The organism is Pseudanabaena sp. SR411 (assembly GCF_002251945.1).
Lineage (GTDB): Bacteria > Cyanobacteriota > Cyanobacteriia > Pseudanabaenales > Pseudanabaenaceae > Pseudanabaena.
Genome location: NZ_NDHW01000134.1, coordinates 1 through 21,880, shown reverse-complemented (window position 1 = coordinate 21,880; position 21,880 = coordinate 1). Strand labels below are relative to the sequence as shown.

Sequence of the window (21,880 nt, the reverse complement as noted above, 5' to 3'; positions counted from 1 at the left end):
ATTTCACAAACGATTCCCATAAAGTCGTTCTGACCCAAAACAATGTCTTCCCTCGCTTTTGAAGCTTTACTCATCATTTTGCTAATTCTTGCCAATGGTGTTTTTTCGATGTCCGAGCTAGCGATTGTTTCTGCTCGCAGAGTGCGCCTAGAGCAGTGGGCAAAGGAAGGAAATGCAAAAGCCAGAGCAGCTTTAAGACTGATCGCCTCACCTAATAATTTTTTGTCAACTGTGCAAATTGGCATCACCTTAATCGGGATTTTAAGCGGTGCATTGGGTGGCGCAACCGTGGCAAAAACCTTGCAAAAGTCATTAGATACTGTCCCTTTGATCCAACCCTATAGCGAAACCCTTAGCTTTGCAATTGTGGTTGGTATCATTACTTACCTGTCTCTGGTGGTTGGCGAGCTTGTCCCTAAGCGGTTAGCGATGAGCAATGCCGAGCAGATTGCCTGTGCCGTTGCCCCGCCAATGCGATTTCTTGCCAATATTGGTACTCCTGTGGTGTATTTGCTAAGCATTTCAACCGAAGCTTTACTTAGCTTATTGGGGATTCAGATAACTGAGGAGTCACAGGTTACAGAAGAAGAAATTAAGGTGATGATTGCTCAGGGTGCTGAGTCGGGGATGTTTGAAGAAGCCGAGCATGACATGGTTGAGCGTGTTTTTCGTTTAGGCGATCGCCCCATCAAGTCCCTAATGACTCCACGTACCGAAATCGATTGGTTGGATGTCGATGCCCCGTTTGAAGAAACACAGCGCGAAGTTTTGGAGAGTGGACATTCACGATTCCCTGTAGCCAGAGAAAACCTTGATGATTGTGTCGGCATTGTCGAAATCAAAGAATTCCTCAATGCAAGTCTGAATGGGGAACAAATTGATCTAGTTAAAGCTAGCAGCCCACCTTTATACGTTGCGGAGACAGCCAGTGCCTTGAGCGTGTTAGAGCAGTTCAAGCAATCTGGCGATCGCGTGGCGATGGTGACTGATGAGTATGGTGGTGTCGAGGGCATAGTCACTCTTACCGATTTGCTCGAAGCGATCGTCGGTGATCTACCATCCAATGATCGCCAAGGTGATCCCGATGCAATGCAGCGAGAAGATGGTTCTTGGTTGATCGATGGCATGATTTCTAGCGATCGCCTCAAGGAAATCCTTGAGGTAGAGGAGCTACCCTACGAAAAAGATCATAATTACCACACCCTCGGCGGACTGATGATGACCTATCTCAGGCATATTCCCATGGTTGGCGAACATTTTACTTGGGAAAGAATGCGCTTTGAAGTCGTTGATATGGATGGCAACCGTGTAGATAAAGTACTAGTTAATATCTCACCACCATTACCACCAGTAGACGAAGATCTCAAAAGTACTAAGCGAACCTAAAACCTAAAATCGGGTTTGATGCAAGTCAGCCGAAGACTGACTTGCATCAAACCCGATTTTTATAATGAGAATTGTTGGGGTTCTATAGCAATCAAAAATTTGCAACTAATTACATTAGTTTGTTATACTCATTATCCGTTCGGCGGCATAGCCAAGTGGTAAGGCAGGGGTCTGCAAAACCCTCACCCCCAGTTCGAATCTGGGTGCCGCCTTTTTTCAAAGAGAGTGAATGCTTTGCATTCACTCTCTTTTACCATGTAGTATCTTCAGCAATCTGCTTGCCTTCAGTTTGCAAATATTCCAGAAAAGCCTGAGCGACCACCGATAGCTGCTTACCTGCCAGATGAATGACATACCAGTGACAGTGAATCGGAAAATTTTCCACATCTAAAATCGCAATTTGACCTGAAGCCCCTTCTAAAGCGATCGTATGGCGCGACAAAATCGAGATTCCTAGACCACCTGCGATCGCCTGCTTAATAGCCTCATTACTCGCAAGCTCCATTTTTACTTTGGGCGTAATTTTGTGTTCATCAAACAACCTTTGTACATATCCCCTTGTCCCAGAACCAGACTCCCTCGTGATAAACGGCTCATCAGCTAACTTTTGAATCGGAATATTTTTTTCATTTGCCAATGGGTGATCATGGTTTGCTAGTACAACTAATGGGTTGGCAAGAAATGGGTGCGCCTTGACATCAGGCTCATCGGGAACTTGACTCAGAATATATAGATCATCCTTATTCTCAGATAGCCTCTCTAAAATACCGCTATGGTTTGTTACCTTCAGAGATATTTCCACCCCAGGATAACGCTGACAAAATGGACCAAGTAAACGCGGAATCACGTATTTTGCTGTTGTCACCACTGTTATCTTGAGATATCCCTGTTTTAGCCCCTTCATGTCGGCAACACTCATCTCAAATTGAGATATGCGTCCAAAAATCTCTTGGCAAGTGGTAAACAACTCTCGCCCAGCCTGAGTTAAAAATAGTTTTTTGCCCACCTGCTCAAATAAAGGCATCCCGATCGCCTTGGTCAAATGTTTAATCTGCATTGAAACCGTGGGTTGGGTGAGAAATAATTCCTCTGCCGCACGGGTATAGCTCCCATGTCGAGCCGCTACTTCAAATACCTGCAACTGATGCAGTGTGATATGACTAGCTAATTGAGAGTCAGATAAGTGGTAACCCATAAGAATGATAAAACCATAGATTGCATTCTATGATTTTATCATTCTTATATACTTTTATTCTATACATTTGATCTATATAATCTTTGATTACGCGACAGCTATACTTTCTATGGCTAGCGATCGCTATAAAAAAATTTAGATAGTGTGAGTCTGTTAATGAACACGAGGAAACAAGTTAAAAATTTATTTCGCTTCTTGGCGATCGCTTTTTGTGATGAGAGCTTTTTAAAAGCAATTAGAAGAGTTGAAAATGTTGTTTCTAAAGTAATGGCGATCGCCTTAGTTGTAGTAATTTTTGGCGCACTATTTGACCTCTTGCGGATACTAACCATTGATCTGTTTTTAACTGACCCTAGAGGGGCGTTCAGTATTCCTTTGCTTAAAATATTTGGGATGTTCCTGAATGTGCTAATCGCACTCGAACTAATGGAAAATGTCACAGCTTACTTGCGTCACCACACAATCCAACTAGAGCTAGTGATTATTACGGCTTTAACAGCAGTTGCTCGCAAAGTCATTATATTTGACACCAAAGCTGATGGCGATCTGGCTGGGCTAGCGATCGCAGTTCTGTCTCTATCAATCAGTTACTGGATTGTTCGCAGCCAAAACAAGCTCCATAAAAATTAAAATCAACTTCTGTTTTTATATCCCTGTCGCTTAGGCAATTATCGATTCAAACATCTAAACCAAGGGATTTTCAAAAAATCCCTTGGTTTGGGTTCTATAGCAATGTAAGTTTTGCTTAGGGCATAAAACCCAAAGAATTAGTGGCGGCGCGAAGCGCCACCACTAATTCTTGCGTTGCTATAAGCGTATGATGCATCATGAAAACCACGATTGGAAGACTGACTCCATCGCTTTTTAAGCTAAAATTATGTTAAGAATTTAATCTGTATATCAAAACTTTACCTAAATATCTATATGACACAATCATTAACTAATTTTCTAGGCAGCCTTGTCGCAGGTGGTGTAGTTCTTGGTCTAATCTTCGCAGCCGTTTTGATCGTTAGCCAAAAAGATCGCATTATCCGCCGAGGTTAATTCAGACTCAAAATAATAAGAGGTGGCGCAATGCGCCGCCTCTTATTATTTTGGGTTTTATATTTTGGCTTTTGATTTAGAGAAATTTGCGTCAAGGCAAAGCGCTGTATTGTTATACTGATGAACAAAGGCTGTCCCAAACACTGATTAATTATACATTTAGTGTTTGAGACAAAAAATGCAGGTATTTAGGAGAAATATAGAGCCATGATCAACATCGGTGGCAACCCGCTAATGATTCTTTTGGCAATTGTTGCCGCTTTAGGAGGTGTGGGTTTATATTTTGTGCGAAACTTTCGCCCTGAACTAGCCCGCGACCACGATATCTTTTTCTCGGCGATCGCCTTGGTCTACGGAATCATCTTGCTAGCTTTTAATTTTCGGATGGAAATTACAACGCAGTTAGCACAAGTCCTAGTGGTGGGCTTTGCAGGATGGTTTGCCGTAGAATCTTTAGTCCTGCGCCAAGCTCTTGCCAATCAAGCCCGCAGAGCGCCTTCTAGCCCTCTTGTTGATGATGAAGAACCCATTGGTTCTGACTATCGGGTTGAGATTGATCCCACTCGTGAAATCGCTCCTCGCCGCGATCGTGATCCATCACGTCGGATGAGAGGCTCTATTTCTAACAGTGCTGAAGCCAGTGAGCTACGGGGAGATACTACAGATACTCGTCGATCTCGTCGTCCGAAAAGGAGTAGCAATGATACTAATAGTAATGACTCAGTGATTGATATCGACGAAAGTGATATTCGTCCTGTCAGCCCAAAACGTCGCCCAAGACCTAGCGATGATAATATAAACGAAGAACGCCCCCGAAATCGGAATAGTGAATCTGATAACTATGGCGAATCTGGTAAAGATACTCCTGCTACATCTGGACGAAGACGCAGACCATCAAGCCGTCCTTCCTCATATAGCAATACTGATGTATCAAATAGCGACGATTTTTAGATTTATTTGCTAGAGTTAATCACAAATATACTTAATTTATTTTTGATTTAAGCTATGAGTCTCCGTAGGTCAGTGACATATTAAACTGTTACCATTCCTACAACTTGATTTGATCAACCATCACTTGGGCTTTCGATCAACCGTGAGTTATTGCGTTAATCCGAACTGTGCTAATCCTAATAATGAACCATTTGCCATTACTTGCGCGACCTGTGGTTCTAATCTAAAGCTGCGAAATCGTTACCGCGCCAGTCGTCCGCTAGGCAAGGGTGGATTTGGCGCTACATTTTTGGCTGCCGATGAAGGCTTGCCTGGATTCCCTTCCTGTGTAGTCAAGCAATTGCGCCCAAATACCCAATCCGCCAGTGTGATGAAAATGGCGCGAGAATTATTTGAGCGTGAAGCTTTTACACTCGGCAAAATCGGTAGCCATCCGCAGATTCCCCGTTTATTAGATTATTTTGAAGAAGATAGTAATTTTTATCTAGTCCAAGAATTCGTCGATGGTGAAACTTTAAAGCAAGAATTTGAGAGACGAGGGGCCTTTAACGAAATTGAAATTCGGAAGATTCTCTCAGAAATATTTCCTGCCCTTGGCTTTATGCATGAAAACGGGGTAATTCATCGTGATATCAAGCCTGCGAACATCATGCGACGCAAACAAGATGGGCAATTGGTATTAATTGATTTTGGTGCGGTTTCTAGCCAAGTTAATAAACCCTCGGCGGATGATGATCCCAGTGGTTTATTAACTAATTTTGCGATCGGTACACCTGGTTTTGCACCACCAGAGCAGATGGCGATGCGACCTGTATACTCTAGCGATCTCTATGCCACAGCGATGAGTTGTCTGTATCTGATGACAGGGCGATCGCCTAAGGACTTACCCCACGATCCCTATACAGGTGAAATTAATTGGAAATCTCAGGTCAAGCTGAGCGATCGCCTTAGAGTCGTTTTTGAGAAATTGCTTCAACAATCAGTATCACAGCGATTTCGCTCGGCAGAAGAAGCCTTGAGAGCATTAGAATCTGGTGGAATTTCTGATGAGCCACCTAAAGCCGCCACCCCAGCCTCAAATTATGCGCCGCCTTCAGCCCCTTCCTCTGTGACCGTAAGACCTGCGACGCAGATACCTAACTCACGTATTCAATCCCAGAAATACGGCAATAATCAGGGAACCCAGTTTGATAATAGCGGCATGTTGACCTCAGGTAGTACCAGATCAGGCAGTCGTATTGGCACTAGTGAGCTTAAAGGTGGACGTAGAGTTATTGTGGAATACAATCAAGGTAAGCGTAACTTTACTAACCAAGATTACTCTAAAGCTGCTTTTGGTAGTGCAACTCTGCCCGGAATTGTCATGAGTCGCTCTAAATTAGTGGAGGCTGATTTCTGCCATAGTGATCTCACTGGTGCTAGCTTTCAAGGTGCTAATTTATCGCAAGCTAAGTTAAATAGTGCCAATTTGCGTGACGCAAAGATGCACCGTGCCATCTTGATCAAGTGTGATTTGGGTAGCGCGTCGATGATTTTGGCTGATTTACGTGAAGCAAATCTTCAATCAGCTTATATGAGTAAAGCGGATTTATCTGGGGCAAATCTAAGTGGCGCTAATTTGAAGGGAGCCTATTTAAGTCAAGCAAATTTAAATGGCGCAAATCTATGTGGGGCGGATTTAAAAGGAGCGAAGATCTCCGAAGAGCAATTAGCCCAAGCCAAAACCAATTGGAATACGATTCGCCCCGATGGCGGTAAACGCTTATTTTAAAATATATGTTGGGGCAACAAAATTCCTGCTCCAATATTAGGTATGTACGGACATTAATTTTGTGAGACTTGCTGATAATCAACTGATTGCTTTATTTACTGACTTGCTTGGAGTCGATGGTGTTGTTTTATTTGATCGCCTAGCACCAAATTTGCACAAACGGGTTGTGAATAGTCTCACACCTGATAGTCTGCCTCCAGTCTGTATGCTTTATCCCCAGACGATCGCTGAATTATCAATGGCGATCGCTTTAGCATACGAACACCGTTTACGTGTGCTGCCCTGTGGGAATGCCACGAAGTTAGATTGGGGTGGCTTAGTCAGTCGAGCGGATCTGGTAATCAGTACCTCAAAATTAAATCGAGTGATTGAGCATTGTGTTGGTGATCTCACAGTCACGGTTGAGTCGGGCGTGAAATATCAGGATTTGCAAACAGTCTTAGCTAAGGAAGGACAATTTTTAGCGATCAATCCTCCTTACAGTGCTGAAGCCACGATTGGCGGCATTTTAGCAACAGGCAGTGCAGGTTCATTGCGACATCGTTATAACAGCGTGCGGGACATGTGTTTGGGGATCGAGTTTGTGCGCTCCGATGGGGAAGTAGCTAAGGCGGGTGGGCGCGTAGTCAAGAATGTGGCTGGCTATGACCTCATGAAATTATTAACAGGTTCTTACGGAACTTTGGGAATTGCTACGAGTGTAACCTTTCGGCTTTATCCTTTGCCTGAATATACCCAAATTGTGGTACTTACTGGGACTGCTGAGGCGATCGCTCAAGCCCAACAAAAAATTAGTACCTCGGTACTTACGCCTACGGCTTGCGATTTACTATCAGCAACTGCGATCGCCGATCTTGGTTTAGGAAAAGGTATCGGCTTAGTTCTCCAATTTGCTAGCCTCAAAGCTAGTGTGATCGAGCAGTGCGATCGCATTGCGGTACTTGCTAAAGAATTAAATTTAGAAGTGCAGATTTTAGGAGAGGCAAAGGAATTTTGGGAGTTATTAGAAATTCTGATCTGGCAAGATGAGCTTCGTAATTTGGAGCAATCTTCTGAAAGTGCTTCTGTAGTTTGTAAGCTAGGCCTATTACCATCGGCTAGTGTGTCATTCGTAAAGGAATGCGAACAGATTTTTGATAATCAATCCTATTATTTGCAAATTCATACTGGTAGTGGTTTAGGGATTTTGCGTGTGGAAGATGTACAGGATTTAGAGGCGATCGCTTTGCAAATCGCCAAAGTGAGAAGTATTGCTGAATCTTGCGGTGGTTTTCTGTCAATTTTGGAAGCACCCCAAGCTTTAAAGTTTGGCAGTAGAACTTTAGGAAATAACTCTAGTAATCTCGAAAATGTCTGGGGTTATCGCGGTAATGCGCGGGATCTGATGGTTAAGGTTCAGCAGCAGTTTGATCCTAGGGGTTTGCTCAGTTGCGATCGCTTGTATTCATAGAGTGGCGGCGCTACGCGCCGCCACTCTATCTTTTTTGATATAGTGCTATAGCTTTCTGAGTCCTATGGAGGTTTAGATAATGGAGATCGCATCAGAGCCACGTAAAAATTTAGAGCTAACTGGAGCGGTAAGCACCAATAACTTATCAATTGAAGAGTTTTTGGCTTTACCAGAAACTAAACCTGCTAGTGAATATATTGATAGCCAAATTTATCAGAAACCTTTTCCTCAACTTCAACTTTGGATGTTTTAAACTGGCAGGTGACAGTAGATAACGTATTTAATTTGTTGTGTTTAGAATAGAAAAGAGTCTCAAAGCTCTGATTCTCCAAGCCATGATCCAAACTTTAGCTGAGCCTGAACATCTTAATTAGGTAATCTGTAGCATGGGAGAAGATTAGAATTCTTTGCTTGCGGTCTACGGATTATGTGCAGAGTTCCCATAGTTTATGTTTGCCTGATTTGGATATTGACCATTTGGAGCAATGTTTATTAATGGATTCTCAATTAGATGCAATGTTATATTTTCAAATGAGCGTGGTACGAGCATCACATTCATAAAACCAGCCAAAGAAGTTAGATTCAGAAACAGAATTGAAAGCGAGAGTGATAGCCGGTAGTGTGTCACATTTGTTGAGAGATTGCGGAGCAGGCTTTGGTTGATTTTGCCGAGCGCTGGGACAATCTTTATCCCACGATTAGCAAGTCTTGGCTGAGCCACTGGACGCAGGTAATCCCTTTCTTTGCTTTCCCCTTGGATATCCGCAAAGCGATTTACACCACTAATGCGATTGAATCAGTGAATATGACTTTGCGTAAGGTCTTACGCAATCATCCCTCTTTTTCCTCTGATGATTCCGCCCTGAAGGTCGTTTTCTTGGCAATTAATAATATTGCTAAAAAATGGACGATGCCGATTAAAGATTGGAAAGCTGCTCTCAATCGTTTTGCTATTGAGTTTGGCGATCGCTTTCCTCTCTAACTTTTTCCTTTGACACAATACTATTGACAAACTCATTATTGAGTCCGTCAATGACCAACTCAAAAACATTTCTCAGATTGAGCATTCAAGACATCGCAGTTTTTTCAATTTCCTTGTTAACCTTCTTGCTGGGTTAGTTGTCTATACCTATCGTGAGACTAAACCTGCCTTAGATCTTCTCTTCAAAGGCTTGCCTGCTCTACCTCCTGCCATCTTTTAGTTTGTCGAACTCACGTTAATTTAAAAAACCTTACTGGGTTTGTTTTTTGATTCACAAAAGTGTGACAACACTTTCGTGAATTGGTATTACAGCACTTTTGCACTCAAACTCAAATCAAGGGATTTTTTGAAAGTGTTGCTTCACAACACTTTCAAAAAATCCCTTGGGGTTCACATGGCGTTAAACTGTAAAATGTAACTAAAGCTTAATAAACATTTTATAAAAATGACCAGAAATGTATGGATATTCCCTGGACAAGGTTCTCAGGCTGTTGGCATGGGCTTAGATCTTGCGGAAGTAGGCAAGGATAAGTTCGATAAAGCCGAGCAAATTTTGGGCTGGTCGATTTTAGAAAAATCACAGACAGATGCAAAGGAACTTGCCAAAACCGAATTTACCCAGCCTTGCTTGTATGTAATTTCTGCGGTTCTTGCCGATATATTGCAAGCAAAAGGTGCAAAGCCAGAGGTAGTGACAGGACATAGCTTGGGCGAATATAGTGCGCTCTATTGTGCGGGTGTAGTTGATTTTGCCACAGGTTTAGAGTTAGTGAAGCAGCGATCGCTACTGATGTCAGAGGCAAGCGGCGGTGCAATGACTGCGTTGCTTGGGTTTGATCGCTCCGCCTTAGAAACGGCGATCGCCCAAACTGAAAATGTCATTTTAGCCAATGATAATAGCAACGATCAGGCTGTGATTTCGGGAACAGAAGCGGCGGTAAAATCAATTTGTGAACAGGTCAAGGCTAAGAGAGCAATTTCTATAGCCGTAAGTGGTGCGTTCCATTCCCCTCTAATGGCGGATGCATCGGCTAAATTTACGGCAATTCTTGAACAGACGATTTTTAATGAAGCGACAATTCCTGTCATTTCTAATGTAGAGCCAAATGATGCCACAACTTCTGGACAGATTTTGCGCGATCGCCTCACTCAACAGATGACTTCCCCAGTACGTTGGCGCGAAATCTGTTTGTATCTTGCTGCTCAAGGCTATGAACAGGTAGTCGAAGTTGGTACAGGCAAAGTTTTGACAGGACTAGTAAAACGCACGGCTCCTAGCTTGAAGTTGGTGAATGTCAGTACGTTGGAACAGGCGATCGCTCTGTAATACCAACAGATAAAATGGCATAGCCATTTTATCTGTTGAAACCCTTGTTGTTACAGCGCTTTGCGCTTAATTACACCCCAAAGAGATTTTTAGAAGCGGCGCTCCGCGCCGCTTCTAAAAATCTCTCTGTACTACTCAAAGCCTCAATAGGCTGTAATCAATAAAAGTGTTGGCACATGTTAGAAAACAAGCAAAGAGGAACGACGCTTTGCATCGTCTCTCATTGCTTGTTTTTTTGCTTTATGACGGTTCACATTCCATCTTTAACAAGTCTAATTCTTCTAAACTACTTGGCACAGCTTCCAGTAATGCCGCGATCGCCTCAGCTTCTAAAGGCGCAAACAGATAATACCCTTGCCCCGCGTCACAATTATAACTTTTCAGATAGTCCAACTGCTCAGCAGTTTCTACTCCTTCCGCAATCACATTTAAGCCCAGATTTATTCCTAAAACAATAATTGCTTTGACGATTTCACTATCTCCAGAATGATGATCAAGTTGATTTATAAAGGAGCGATCAATCTTGAGGGTATGAATTGGGAATCGATGCAAATAGCTTAACGAAGAATAACCCGTACCAAAATCATCAATACAAGTTTGAATATTGCGTTCATTTAATTCGCCTAAGATTTGCGCTGCTAAAGAAGTTTTTTCAATTAATATACTCTCAGTTACTTCTATCTTCAAATAATGATTATCTAGCCTCGTTTTTTGGAGTATATTCTCGATTTGGTCAGCCAAATCAGATTTAGTAAACTGTTTAGCCGATAAATTAACACTCATGGTTAGAGTTGCGGCGAGCGGAAACTGCTCTTGCCATACTCTTAACTGAAAGCAAGCCTCCTCTAACACCCAAAGATCAATTGCCACAATTAGCCCAACATCTTCCGCAAGTGGAATAAATTCCGCAGGGTGTATCAATCCTTGCTCAGGATGTTGCCAACGTACAAGAGCTTCAAAGCCCAATATGCGTCGTGACTTTAAGCAAACAATTGGTTGGTAATGGATTCGCAATTCTTGGCGTTCAATGGCTCGGCGTAACTCGTTCTCTAGTCGTAGTTTTTTAAGAGCTTCCGTATGCATTGCAGGATTGAATATTTCATATCGATCTCGACCTTGTTCTTTAGCACGATACATCGCCGTGTCAGCATCGCGCAGTAACTGATCTGGTTGCGTATAGTCAGTAGAGTTGAGGGCAATACCAATACTCGTGCTAATCACTATTTCATTACTATCGAGAAATACTGGTACTTTCAATGATTCTTTGATCCGCTGCACCACCTCAATGACATCATTAAGATCTTCAATTTCTTCCAGCAACATCACAAATTCATCTCCCCCTAGTCTTGCGACTGTATCGCCCCCACGAAGGCAGTCAACGAGACGTTTTGCCACAATCTTTAATAACTGATCACCTGCTAAATGCCCAAGACTATCATTGATTACCTTAAATCGATCCAAGTCTAAAAAGAGAACTGCAAACTTTTCTGGGAGATTGCCTGCATTTAGATATGAGCGCCGATTGGAAAGTTGGAGAGCGTGGTTGAGTCGATCTAAAAATAAGGAACGATTTGGTAAGCCTGTTAACGAATCATGAAAAGCATCATGACGCAATTGTGCTTCCATCTTTTTGCGCTCTGCTAACTCTGATTGAGCATTTTGATAGAGTTCTGACTGATGGATGGCGATCGCACATTGATCGGCGATCGCCTTAACGAGGGATAGTTCATTGTCAGACCATATACGTTTGCGATCGCACTGATATAGGCTAATTCCACCTAAATAAGTTTGTTGATACACCAGAGAGGTAATCAAAAGAGACTGAATACTATATTGTTCTGCTAACTTTCTTAGCTCCTCTGGAAAATCATCGCTAATTTGATGAAGAGGAATTTGCTTGCCTTGGATCAAAACATCTTGATAATGGACATAAAACTCACAGGACAAACCAATCACAAGTTCATCATGATCAATATTATTTTTGCTGGCATAGCAGACCCGCATTCGCTGCAAATTATCTGGCTGAAAGATTAAACAATGACTGACATTTAAAGCTTCCTGTAATAGATCCGCCGTTGTTTGCAGTACCTCTGCTAAAACGAGAGTCTCTCGCATTGATTGGACAATACGATTGATAATAGTTTCGCGCCATGCTTGCTGCTCGATTCGGGTAATTGCTGCTTTTTGCTGACGACGCAACTCAAACTCTTGCAGAGCGCGTTGTAAAACACTGGGCAACCGAAATAAACGATCCTTCAACACATAATCAGTCATCCCCGCCTTGATGCATTCAACGGCCGCTTCTTCTCCTAAACTGCCCGTAATCAAGATGAATGGAATATCTTGTCCTGATTGTTTGAGAAAACTAAAAGCCTGTAGCCCGTTAAAACTGGGCAATCGATAGTCTGACAAGACAACATCGTAGATTTTATTGTGTAAAAACTTCTGGCATTCGATCGCTGTGGCTGTGATGTCATAGGTAAAATATAAACCTGATGATTCCAGAGCTAATAGGGTTAGCTCCACATCGGCTTCCACATCTTCAATAATCAAAATCCGCAGCGATCGCTGCTCCTCTAATTTTTCAGATTCTCCACCAAACTCTGATATCAAGTTTCTCATGGTTTACAGACGACTCAAAGATATAGGTTTAGAGTTTTTGCTACTGATCATTCTCAAGAGCCTGCAACTACTTACTTAGGACTAAAGAACCAGTTTTAGTAGCGCGGCTTTGTCGCGCTACTAAAACTGTTCTTTATTTTACCGCGCACCCCATTAGAACCTATTTAAGAATTGGCTAAATCCCCTCAAAAAGAGTGGAGAATTAGCTTCTTCCCCCTCTTTAAGGGGGATTGAGGGAAATATCTTAGAACTTTTCGCACTAGAAAATAATTCTTAAATAGTTTCTTAAGTGTTAGCCAATAGCTCCTATTTACCAAAGTATATCTAAAAGAATACTTAAATAAACAGTACTTAATACCAAAACACAAAACGGCTGTGCCATTTTGTGTTTTGAAAACCCTTACTGGGTTTAGTTTTTAATTCACAAAAGTGTGGCGACACTTTTGTGAATTGGTATACTCCCTTCCCAGTGAAGCATTAGCATTGCGGCGCGAAGCGCCGCAATGCTAATGCTTGGTTTTTGATGGCTATTTCTTTGGTGGGAAAGGAGTAAGTAAAAACATTTATAACAAGTAGCTGAGCATAGTTACAAATAACACCCCAAGGATGAGGCGATCGCCTCATCCTTGGGGTGTTCATCTAGTTACTTATCCATTAATCAATGGATGGTAGCTGATTCAGCATCATCCAGTAAAAGCCTACTTTTTGAGACATTTCCACAAACTGTTGAAAATCTAAAGGCTTGACAATATAACTATTAACACCCAAATCATAACAAGCTTTTAAATCTCGGTTCTCACCCGATGAGGTCATCACCACAACGACAAGATTACGGGTGCGCGGAGATTGACGAATCATTTCTAAAACTTGAATACCATTGATTTTCGGTAGTTTTAGGTCTAAAAGCACTAGCCTAGGCAATGGCTGAGTTGGTGGTTGCCCATCGCGCCCAAACAGATAATGGAGCGCCTGTTCCCCGTCTGAGACTACATTTATTTGATTGACAAAGTTATAGCTGTCTAAAGCAATTTGGATTAATTCAACATCATTAGGATCATCTTCAACAAGCAGAATTTGGGTGGGTTCCATATATTTAGACCATAAGAATTATACAAAAACACAAGATGGCTGCGCCATTTTGTGTTTTTAAAAACCTGACTGGGTTTGGGTTTTAATTCTCAAAAGCGTGACGACACTTTTATGAATTGGTATTACTAGAACTATCGCGTTTGCAAGTGTGGACATACTCATTTGCAAAACAAAAAACAATCAGAGTAAGGTTTTTAGATTTTCAGTTTGCCTACGGCAAACTGAAAATCGCTATATGTGGCGCGTTGCGCCGCATAGTTCTAGAGTTTTATAAAAAAGGTGGCTCCTTGATCAGGATATCCTTCGGCCCAAATTGAGCCGCCATGACGTTGAACAATCCGTTGCACGATCGCTAAGCCAATGCCCGTACCTTCAAACTCTCTTTCATTGTGTAATCGTTGAAAAGCTCCAAAGAGTTTATCCGCATATTCCATCTGGAAGCCTACGCCATTATCTTTAATTCTAATGGTCTGATCTGGCAAACTATCAATTTGGATGAGAGGTTGGGGCTGGTTGCGGCTAAATTTAACGGCATTACCAATCAAATTACGAAAAACTTGCTGTAAAAGCGTAGGATCGCCAACTGTAGTTGGTAATTCACCGATCGCAAATTCGACTAACGGGTTGTGCTGAGGATCGCTACGCAGGATCTCGATCGCTTCATCAACTAGGGTGCGGATGGAGATCTCAGTTGCCTCTAGTGGTCGCCGTCCATAACGAGACAGGGTAAGTAATCCATCGATCAGATGAGCCATTTTTTGGCTACTGCTCTCAATCACTTGGAGATAGTGCGCTACTTTAGGATCGTTCAGAGCTTCATGGGTTTTCAGACGTTGTTGTAGAGCATTAACAAATCCATGCATATGACGCAATGGCGCTCTAAGATCATGGGAGACAGAATAACTAAAGGATTCTAATTCGCGATTGGTATTGGCTAATTGGTTAGCTGTTTGGATAATTTTGGCTTCGGCAAGTTTGCGATCGCTAATATCAGTTACGCGGACTAGGTTAATCGTGCGATCCCCTACCGTGATGGGCTTAACGGCAAGATTACCCCAAAAGTAATCACCTTTAAGGGTTACATATTCAATTTCTCGACTCCAAAAACCTTTGGTTTCCAGTTCTAGATCAATCGCCTCAAGTTCTGCGTTAGAAAATTGCGATCGCTGAAGTGTATGTCCTTCGATACCAATGAGTTCTGCCTTAGTAGAAGCAGCAAAGAGTCTTATGGCGGGATGGTTACAATCTGTGGTGAGTAGGGTCTGAGGATCAACCAAAAACAGCGCATCAGTGGATTCATTAAACAGGGCTTCGCGCAAATCACGACTACGAGTTAACTCGGCTTCAGCAAGCTTGCGCGACGTAACGTCCATGGCAGTGCCGATGATGTGAGTCAATTGACCTGAGCCGTTATAAATCATTTCGCCCCTAGCCAACACATAGATCAATGAGCCATTGGGCTGAATGATTCGATGTTCAAGATCGTAGGATTGCCCCAATTTCATCGCGGCTTGTACGGTCTTGTCAAAATGCTCCCAATCTTCTGGATGGATGTATAACTGTAATTGCTCATAGTCTGGGGGATTGTCCCTCGGCTCAAGTCCATAAATACGAAAGACCTCATCTGACCAAGTAAGCTGTCCTGTATCAGTCTCATATTCCCAACTCCCCAGTTTGCCAATGCGTTGAGCCGTCTTGAGGTGGGTATCCCTTTTTAGTAAAAGTTCTTCGGCTAACTTACGCGCCGTAATATCAAAGTTAATCCCAATCAAGCGTTGAGGTTCGCCATCGTCGTTACGCTGCACCAAAGCATAGGCTTTGAGATGGCGAATTTTACCATCGGGCAGTACGATCCTAAATTCGGGTTCATAATCTTGTTCACCATTTAGAGCTTTTTGTACAGCCGCTTCGGTCAATGGGCGATCGCTAGGATGTACTCGACTTGCCCAAGCTAAATAGGCATCGGCAGATTGATCAGGATTAACTCCATAAAGTTCATAGGTACGCTCATCCCAAAAGAGCCTATTGTTCACAATATCCCATTCCCAAATACCGATCGCGGCTGACTTTAGGGCTAGGGTCAAGCGATCGGTCACATTTTGAAGTTGCTGCTCGATTATTTGCCGATCGGTCACATCACGCACAATTACCAATAGCTCATCTTCACAGTAGGGCGCGATCCGCACCTCTTCATATACAGTTTTGCCAAACTTAGTTAGTTGCTGATCGTAGATTTGTACTTCCCTTGTCGCGATCGCCTTCTTATACAGTTGTAGTTGTGCAGCGAGAGTCTCTGGGGATAAGACTTCAGAAATATGATGTTTGATTGGTATATATTTCGTCTTGTCATCCATGGATGGCATGATGCACTGTACACAAGTTCCATCGGGCTTGAGCAGTAGTAAGAGATCGGGCAGCGCATGGATAATTGCCAGTTTACGGGCTTCACTTTCGCGCAAATCCGCCGTGCGTTGCTCGATCCGCATTTCCAGTTCTTCGTTTAGTTGTTTGAGGGCTAGTTCTGATAATTTGAGAGTCGTGATATCTCGTCCTACGGATTGAATCTCAACTAGTTCTCCCTGTGCGTTAAAAATCCCTTGATTAATCCATTGTGTCCAACCAATTTGGTTATTAGCACGGCGATCGCGATTTATCGCAATAAAGCTAGATTGCGAGGGACAGAGGGTTGATAAACTATTCAAAACATTTTGCAAGTCATCGGGATCTGCAAAATCAATCCATCTTTTACCAATCAAATCCTCTAGACGACCTCCCAGCATCCGACATAAAGCTTCATTGGCAAAGGTAATCGTGGTATCCGCCAGCGATCGCAAAATTAGATCGCTTTGTTGTTCTACGATCTGGCGATAGTTGCTCTCACTTTGTAAGATTACTCCTTCTACATAGAGTTTTTTATGAGTTTGCTGATGATTGTTAGTGAGATCTTGGACTGCGTAATCTGAGTTTTGGCGATCGCCAGTGGCGCTAATTTCCTGAGCGATCGCATCTAAGCGAATGGGCAATCCTGAAGCATCTTTAAATATTTTTAAACGCGCCGAAAGATAACGAACCTCTCCATTAAGCGGCTGAATACGATAGGTAAGTTGGGATGATCCTGTTTGTTGGGCTTGGGCGATCGCCTGTTGCATTTTCGGCTGATCATCAATGGCAATCAGATCCAGCCATAGATAGCCATTGTCCAGCAAATCATTACAGGAGCATTGATAAATTTTGGCAGCCACAGCATTAAAATATAGCGCCGTGAGCTTGGGCAAAGCCAACGACCAGATGAGATCATCAAAGCTATCTATGATCTCAGCCAGTAAGTTGTCAGGATGATGGATGAATTCTTGGGCTTGACGCATCAGGCTAGCCCTCCACTAGAAAGTTTTTAAAAAACTCTCTAAAATACTTGGTTTGACTCAAGATTTTACTATAAAAGCTTAAAAACCTATAGCGCACGCGCCGCGTGCGCTATAGGTTTTTAAGCTTTGACAAACTGCTTTTCGATGAGTCCTGTCAAACTATTTGTCCAATGCTGTGCCAAATCAAGAGTCTCAGCTTCCACCATGACTCGCATCAAAGGCTCTGTACCAGAGGCTCGGACTAGAATCCGACCCCGATCGCCTAAATCCTGTTCGGCTAAAGTGATCGCCTGCACTAATGCATCACAAGTCTGCCAATTGCGACGCAATTCCCGATCTTCGACGCGCACATTTTTTAGCAATTGGGGATAGGGATGGAAGCTTTGATCCATAAGTTCAGCGAGAGGGGCTTTTTGTTTCGCAAGAGCCGCAAGATGCAATGCTGCAAGTAATCCATCACCGCTAACGGCATAATGCCGACATAGGACATGCCCTGACTGTTCGCCACCGAGCATTGCACCCGATCGCACCATTTCTGCATGAACATATTGATCGCCGACATCGGTGCGGACTAAGTTACCGCCAAGTTTTTGCCATGCCCGTTCAAAGCCGAGATTTGCCATCACGGTGGTGACGATCGCACTGTTGGGCAGTTGATTGTTTTCGAGCAATTCCTGTCCCCACAGGTAGAGAATGTAATCACCATCAACTACACGTCCATTACTATCTACCGCCAACACGCGATCGGCATCACCATCAAAGGCAAAGCCCATATCTGCACCATGTTCTTTGACGGCAGCACGTAGAGGTTCAAGATGGGTAGAGCCGCAATTAACATTAATGCGATCGCCATCGGGTTCTTGGTGCAAGCAAACTACTTCTGCGCCCAAGTTACGGAATACTTCCAAGGAAACACGAGTTGCCGAACCGTAGGCTAGATCCAATACTACTTTTAAGCCGCTTAAATCCGTAGCGATCGAGGATTGCAAAGACTCTTGATAATCAGAAATTAAATGGGATTTTTCATGATACTTGCCCCAATCCGTAGAGGAATTAACGAGATCAGCATGAAGCCGCGATTCTAAAAGTTTTTCGATCGCTTGTTGAGTCTCGCCACAGAGTTTTGCACCATTATCACCAAAGAACTTAATACCATTATCTTCAGGTGGATTATGGCTCGCTGAAATCATCACACCGCCAAAGATTTCAGGGGAATTAGCCGTTAGATAAGCTACCGCAGGCGTAGGACATAGCCCAATATGCCACACATCCCAACCCGCCGCCGTTAACCCTGCGGAAATTGCAGAGGAGAGCATATCGCCCGATGTCCGCGAGTCTTGCCCGATCGCAATTACATTTGCGCTTTTGGTCTGATTTATAGCCCGATCAAGCTCAACTCGCTCTTTTAAAATTTTGCCTGCACTAATCCCAACCTCTAGCGCCAGTGGAGCCGTTAGAAAACTCCCAACATGACCACGAATGCCATCTGTACCAAACAATTTCATAAGCTATCCTCTACACACACCTTCTAGTTGTTTTCAATCTGGCTTAGCCAGTTGTAAACCATAGACCAATATAAAAAATAAAATGGCTCACAATGTGAGCCATTTTATTAAAACATTATGCTGCGACTTCAAATTTTGGGCGTTGTGACACCACTTCGTCGATTAACCCATAATTTTTAGCTTCATCGGGAGCCATAAAGAAATCGCGATCGGTATCTTCAGCAATGCGCTCAATCGGCTGTCCTGTATGGAAAGCCATCAACTCATTGAGGCGATTCTTGTGATATAGAATCTCCTTGGCTTGGATTTCGATATCTGTCGCTTGTCCCTGTGCGCCACCAAGAGGCTGGTGAATCATGATGCGTGTGTGGGGCAAAGATAGTCTTTTACCCTTTGCGCCACCTGTGAGCAAGAAAGCACCCATACTTGCTGCTAGTCCCACACAAATAGTGGAAACATCAGGACGAATGTGCTGCATCGTATCGTAAATCGCCATTCCTGCGGTCACAGAACCACCAGGGGAGTTGATATACAAGAAAATATCTTTTTCGGGGTCATCGGCTTCGAGAAAAAGCAACTGAGCAACGATGATATTAGAAATACTGTCGTCAACCTGTTGCCCCAAAAATACGATCCGCTCCCGCAGTAGACGCGAAAAAATGTCAAAGGCTCTTTCGCCACGACCAGACTGTTCAATTACGGTTGGGATCATAGTTTATCTTTACGGTTTACTCTCATCATATTGTACTGATATGTCATAACAGCTAACCGTTGTCTCTATTCGGATTTCACCCCGCAAATATACCGCTTTACGCTCAAACGCAACCCAGTAAACTTTTAAAAGTGTTGCTTTGCAACACTTTTAAAAGTTGCTCTTAGTCATGCCGATCGCGATAGATTGCTCTCGAAGTCCGATTTTGAGCATTGGTCAAACGGACAGCTTCTTTACCGCTCAAGTCACCATCCTTAAGATAAACACGACGTTGAGCAGCAATTTTTGCCTCTCTTGCCTCTAATTTTTTATACTCTAGTGGGCTGATTTGATCTTGTTGCACACCTTTGTAGATGCGAGCTTGCTGATTAACTTGGCGATCGCGGATGGGTCCTGCGGATGCCGAGCTTGGACTCATAAGACTGAGGGTGCTGAGAACTGAGGTAGCTGCAAGGAGTGGGAGAATGAAGCTTTTCATGATGTCACCTGTGGCGATCGCCTTAATTAACTGTTTAACGATTACGCTGATTTAGACATTTGCTCCTAGCCGAAAGGTTCAAGTTATTTCTAATGTGCCTATTCTGAGAACTGCTATAGATTTAAGCGATCGCTAATGAGGCTGAAGGGGCGATCGCCTATTCACTACAAGCTCAAATAATCTGATACAGAAATAATTGCAATATCTTGAAACGGATTTAGTACAAGCAAATCTTGATCGCCAGTGATGATATAGTTCGCCTTCCCGTTGACAGCCAGTTCTAAGAATTTATCATCTTTGCGATCGCGACAAGCTGTAATTTTTTCGTTAATTTCAATGATTTCTGCATCGGCAAAAAATCTAGCGACAAATTGGATGCGTTCTTCCATTGAGAAATATTTCTCAAATTTCTTGCGGCTGAGAACTTCTTCTAATTCCAGAATAGTTACTGTAGATGCTAAGATTTTGCCTGTGGAATAGGCAAGGTTAAAGGCTTGTCTTAGCGCAGAACGAGGAAACATTAAAGCGCTGACAATGACATTGGTATCAAAGACAATTCGATTAGTCTTCATCCGCAAGTATTGATTCTAAAATTTCAGGGGTTAATCCATTCTTTTCAGCTTGATAGCCAATATCATCCATGATTTGCATGAGGGAAATTTCTTTTAACTCTTGTTGCACTAAAATGTTAAATAGCATTTCTATTCTTTTACGGTTGGTAGAATTGATTTCCTGATATGCCTTCGCAACTTCAGCATCGACTTGAATTGTGATAGTTCCCATGTTAATAACCTCTCTAAATGATTGCCTGTAAAATCTCTGGAGTTAATCCATTAGCCGCAGCTTCATCACTCAGTCTATCCATCGTGTTTTGTAATTTACTAATTTTCGAAGCTTGTCTCATCCACTGATTGAGCCATGCTTGAATCTGTTGTTGTTGCTCTGGTTGTGAAGATTGAAATGCTTGGGCAACGTCTTCGTCTATCTGAATAGCGATCGTTTTCATGGTTTAGCAAATATAAGGTTTGGTTTTGTCTAATTATTATTATTTAAATCCCCCTGAACAGTACCAGTAACTGTCAGTAAGTGCCTTATACATAGCTGTTTGCCAAGAATTTAGATACACTTTTTCGCGGCTTATGGCTTCCTCGCTAAGATGTTCTTTAACTCCTTGATAACCTGTTTTAGAGAAAAGTTGGGTAAGATAATACCGAATACCAGAAATCTCATCTGCTGCTAGTGAAGTATACAGAGAAGAAAGTTTAAAAGTTTTAAAGTGATGCTTTACTCTTTTGGACTTTACGTTATTCCAATTTTCAGGTATTTTTACAAAAAACTGAATACCTGTGGGGGATTCTTCAATGACTCTAGCATGAAGCCACAAATCACTTTCTATATCATCAAAATAGGGATGAATCGTTTCATACTCAGCACTAATTGGTTTTGCATCTAATTTTGCCTTATTACAATCGGAACAACTAGGAATGAGGTTAGCGGGAACAACAGCAAGTGCAGGATATAATGATTTAGGTAGATGATGATCTAAGGTCTTTACACGCCCCTGACCACATAATGGACAACGACCATGTACAGGACCAGCTAATAATTTGTCATAAATTTTTCTTCCTAAAGAATTGCTTACCATACCATTAGTATAAACATCCAACATTTCTTGCTTGGTCACTATCCCATTAATATCATTTTGAGGTATCAATGTATGAAGTGTATTTGAGGAAGCAGCAAGTTCAAAGTCAACAGCAGCAGATACTATATCTATCTTTACTGAAGATAGACGAGATTTCAAATTATGATTTCTAAATCCACTGATACAAGCAAGAAAAACTTCACCAACGTCATCAATAGGCTTTGCTAACTTTCGCATAACCTTACATTCGCTCATCTGGGGAAGTAGGTGAAATGGCAAAATAGGAGGAAGTCATTTTCATGAATCGACAGAGAAGCGATGATCAAATTTCCCCTGACCGAATTGTTAGATGAACAAG

At 42.6% G+C, this 21,880-nt stretch carries 18 protein-coding genes, 1 tRNA gene and 3 pseudogenes; 11 read left to right on the top strand and 11 right to left on the bottom strand.

The window, feature by feature from the left end; genetic code table 11:
* Positions 1 to 42: 42 nt before the first annotated feature.
* Together B9G53_RS14335 and B9G53_RS14330 are read left to right on the top strand one after the other, a co-directional pair.
* Positions 43 to 1,386, top strand: coding sequence for a hemolysin family protein (locus B9G53_RS14335; RefSeq protein ID WP_094533449.1), 1,344 nt, complete (start codon positions 43 to 45; stop codon positions 1,384 to 1,386).
* 141 nt (positions 1,387 to 1,527) lie between these two features.
* Positions 1,528 to 1,598 (top strand) — tRNA-Cys (locus B9G53_RS14330).
* A gap of 38 nt (positions 1,599 to 1,636) precedes the next feature.
* Here the strand turns inward: B9G53_RS14330 and B9G53_RS14325 are convergent.
* A complete protein-coding gene (locus B9G53_RS14325) occupies positions 1,637 to 2,581 on the bottom strand; it encodes a LysR family transcriptional regulator (protein ID WP_094533447.1) in 945 nt (314 codons plus the stop codon).
* Positions 2,582 to 2,737: 156 nt separating this feature from the next.
* Between B9G53_RS14325 and B9G53_RS14320 the strand changes: the two genes are divergently transcribed.
* The 9 genes and pseudogenes from B9G53_RS14320 (at position 2,738) to fabD (ending at position 10,106) form a co-directional block, all read left to right on the top strand.
* A complete protein-coding gene (locus tag B9G53_RS14320; RefSeq protein ID WP_094533445.1) occupies positions 2,738 to 3,211 on the top strand; it encodes a phosphate-starvation-inducible PsiE family protein in 474 nt (157 codons plus the stop codon).
* A 294-nt stretch (positions 3,212 to 3,505) separates the two neighbouring features.
* On the top strand, positions 3,506 to 3,625 hold the full coding sequence (locus B9G53_RS14315; protein ID WP_094533443.1) for a photosystem II reaction center X protein: 120 nt from the start codon (positions 3,506 to 3,508) through the stop codon (positions 3,623 to 3,625).
* 207 nt (positions 3,626 to 3,832) lie between these two features.
* Positions 3,833 to 4,576 (top strand): Ycf66 family protein, encoded by a 744-nt coding sequence (locus B9G53_RS14310; RefSeq protein WP_094533441.1) that lies wholly within the window; start codon positions 3,833 to 3,835, stop codon positions 4,574 to 4,576.
* Positions 4,577 to 4,718: 142 nt separating this feature from the next.
* Positions 4,719 to 6,347, top strand: a complete 1,629-nt coding sequence (locus tag B9G53_RS14305; protein WP_094533439.1) for a serine/threonine-protein kinase — start codon at positions 4,719 to 4,721, stop codon at positions 6,345 to 6,347.
* A 61-nt stretch (positions 6,348 to 6,408) separates the two neighbouring features.
* A complete protein-coding gene (locus B9G53_RS14300; protein WP_094533437.1) occupies positions 6,409 to 7,797 on the top strand; it encodes an FAD-binding oxidoreductase in 1,389 nt (462 codons plus the stop codon).
* 79 nt (positions 7,798 to 7,876) lie between these two features.
* Positions 7,877 to 8,029 (top strand): annotated as a pseudogene (locus B9G53_RS27430) (Uma2 family endonuclease); the annotation flags it as partial.
* Positions 8,030 to 8,434: 405 nt separating this feature from the next.
* Positions 8,435 to 8,779: pseudogene (locus B9G53_RS14295) on the top strand (transposase); the annotation flags it as partial.
* A gap of 34 nt (positions 8,780 to 8,813) precedes the next feature.
* Positions 8,814 to 8,999 (top strand): annotated as a pseudogene (locus tag B9G53_RS14290) (transposase); the annotation flags it as partial.
* A gap of 225 nt (positions 9,000 to 9,224) precedes the next feature.
* Positions 9,225 to 10,106, top strand: a complete 882-nt coding sequence (gene fabD, locus B9G53_RS14285) for an ACP S-malonyltransferase (protein WP_094533432.1) — start codon at positions 9,225 to 9,227, stop codon at positions 10,104 to 10,106.
* A 240-nt stretch (positions 10,107 to 10,346) separates the two neighbouring features.
* Here fabD and B9G53_RS14280 read toward each other — a convergent pair whose 3' ends face one another.
* The 10 genes from B9G53_RS14280 to B9G53_RS14235 all read right to left on the bottom strand — a co-directional run bounded on the left by B9G53_RS14280 (position 10,347) and on the right by B9G53_RS14235 (position 21,759).
* Entirely contained in the window at positions 10,347 to 12,728 is a 2,382-nt protein-coding gene (locus B9G53_RS14280; RefSeq protein ID WP_254923659.1) for an EAL domain-containing protein, read from the bottom strand.
* Positions 12,729 to 13,382: 654 nt separating this feature from the next.
* On the bottom strand, positions 13,383 to 13,817 hold the full coding sequence (locus B9G53_RS14275; RefSeq protein WP_094533430.1) for a response regulator: 435 nt from the start codon (positions 13,815 to 13,817) through the stop codon (positions 13,383 to 13,385).
* Positions 13,818 to 14,077: 260 nt separating this feature from the next.
* Positions 14,078 to 17,182, bottom strand: coding sequence for a PAS domain-containing protein (locus B9G53_RS14270; protein ID WP_094533428.1), 3,105 nt, complete (start codon positions 17,180 to 17,182; stop codon positions 14,078 to 14,080).
* A gap of 119 nt (positions 17,183 to 17,301) precedes the next feature.
* Positions 17,302 to 18,687 carry a phosphoglucosamine mutase gene (glmM, locus tag B9G53_RS14265; protein WP_094533426.1) on the bottom strand — a complete coding sequence of 462 codons (1,386 nt, stop codon included), beginning with the start codon at positions 18,685 to 18,687 and terminating at the stop codon, positions 17,302 to 17,304.
* A 115-nt stretch (positions 18,688 to 18,802) separates the two neighbouring features.
* Positions 18,803 to 19,399, bottom strand: coding sequence for an ATP-dependent Clp endopeptidase proteolytic subunit ClpP (gene clpP, locus B9G53_RS14260; protein ID WP_094533424.1), 597 nt, complete (start codon positions 19,397 to 19,399; stop codon positions 18,803 to 18,805).
* A gap of 163 nt (positions 19,400 to 19,562) precedes the next feature.
* Entirely contained in the window at positions 19,563 to 19,877 is a 315-nt protein-coding gene (locus tag B9G53_RS14255; RefSeq protein WP_094533422.1) for a hypothetical protein, read from the bottom strand.
* 164 nt (positions 19,878 to 20,041) lie between these two features.
* Complete coding sequence (locus tag B9G53_RS14250; RefSeq protein WP_094533420.1) at positions 20,042 to 20,449, bottom strand: putative toxin-antitoxin system toxin component, PIN family; 408 nt, start codon at positions 20,447 to 20,449, stop codon at positions 20,042 to 20,044.
* Positions 20,439 to 20,660 carry a hypothetical protein gene (locus B9G53_RS14245; RefSeq protein WP_094533418.1) on the bottom strand — a complete coding sequence of 74 codons (222 nt, stop codon included), beginning with the start codon at positions 20,658 to 20,660 and terminating at the stop codon, positions 20,439 to 20,441. The genes B9G53_RS14250 and B9G53_RS14245 overlap by 11 nt, the downstream gene beginning before the upstream one ends.
* Positions 20,661 to 20,673: 13 nt before the next feature.
* Positions 20,674 to 20,883, bottom strand: a complete 210-nt coding sequence (locus tag B9G53_RS14240; RefSeq protein WP_094533416.1) for a hypothetical protein — start codon at positions 20,881 to 20,883, stop codon at positions 20,674 to 20,676.
* 39 nt (positions 20,884 to 20,922) lie between these two features.
* Positions 20,923 to 21,759: an HNH endonuclease gene (locus B9G53_RS14235; protein WP_094533414.1), complete on the bottom strand. Its 837-nt coding sequence runs from the start codon at positions 21,757 to 21,759 to the stop codon at positions 20,923 to 20,925.
* Between the last annotated feature and the right edge of the window lie 121 nt (positions 21,760 to 21,880).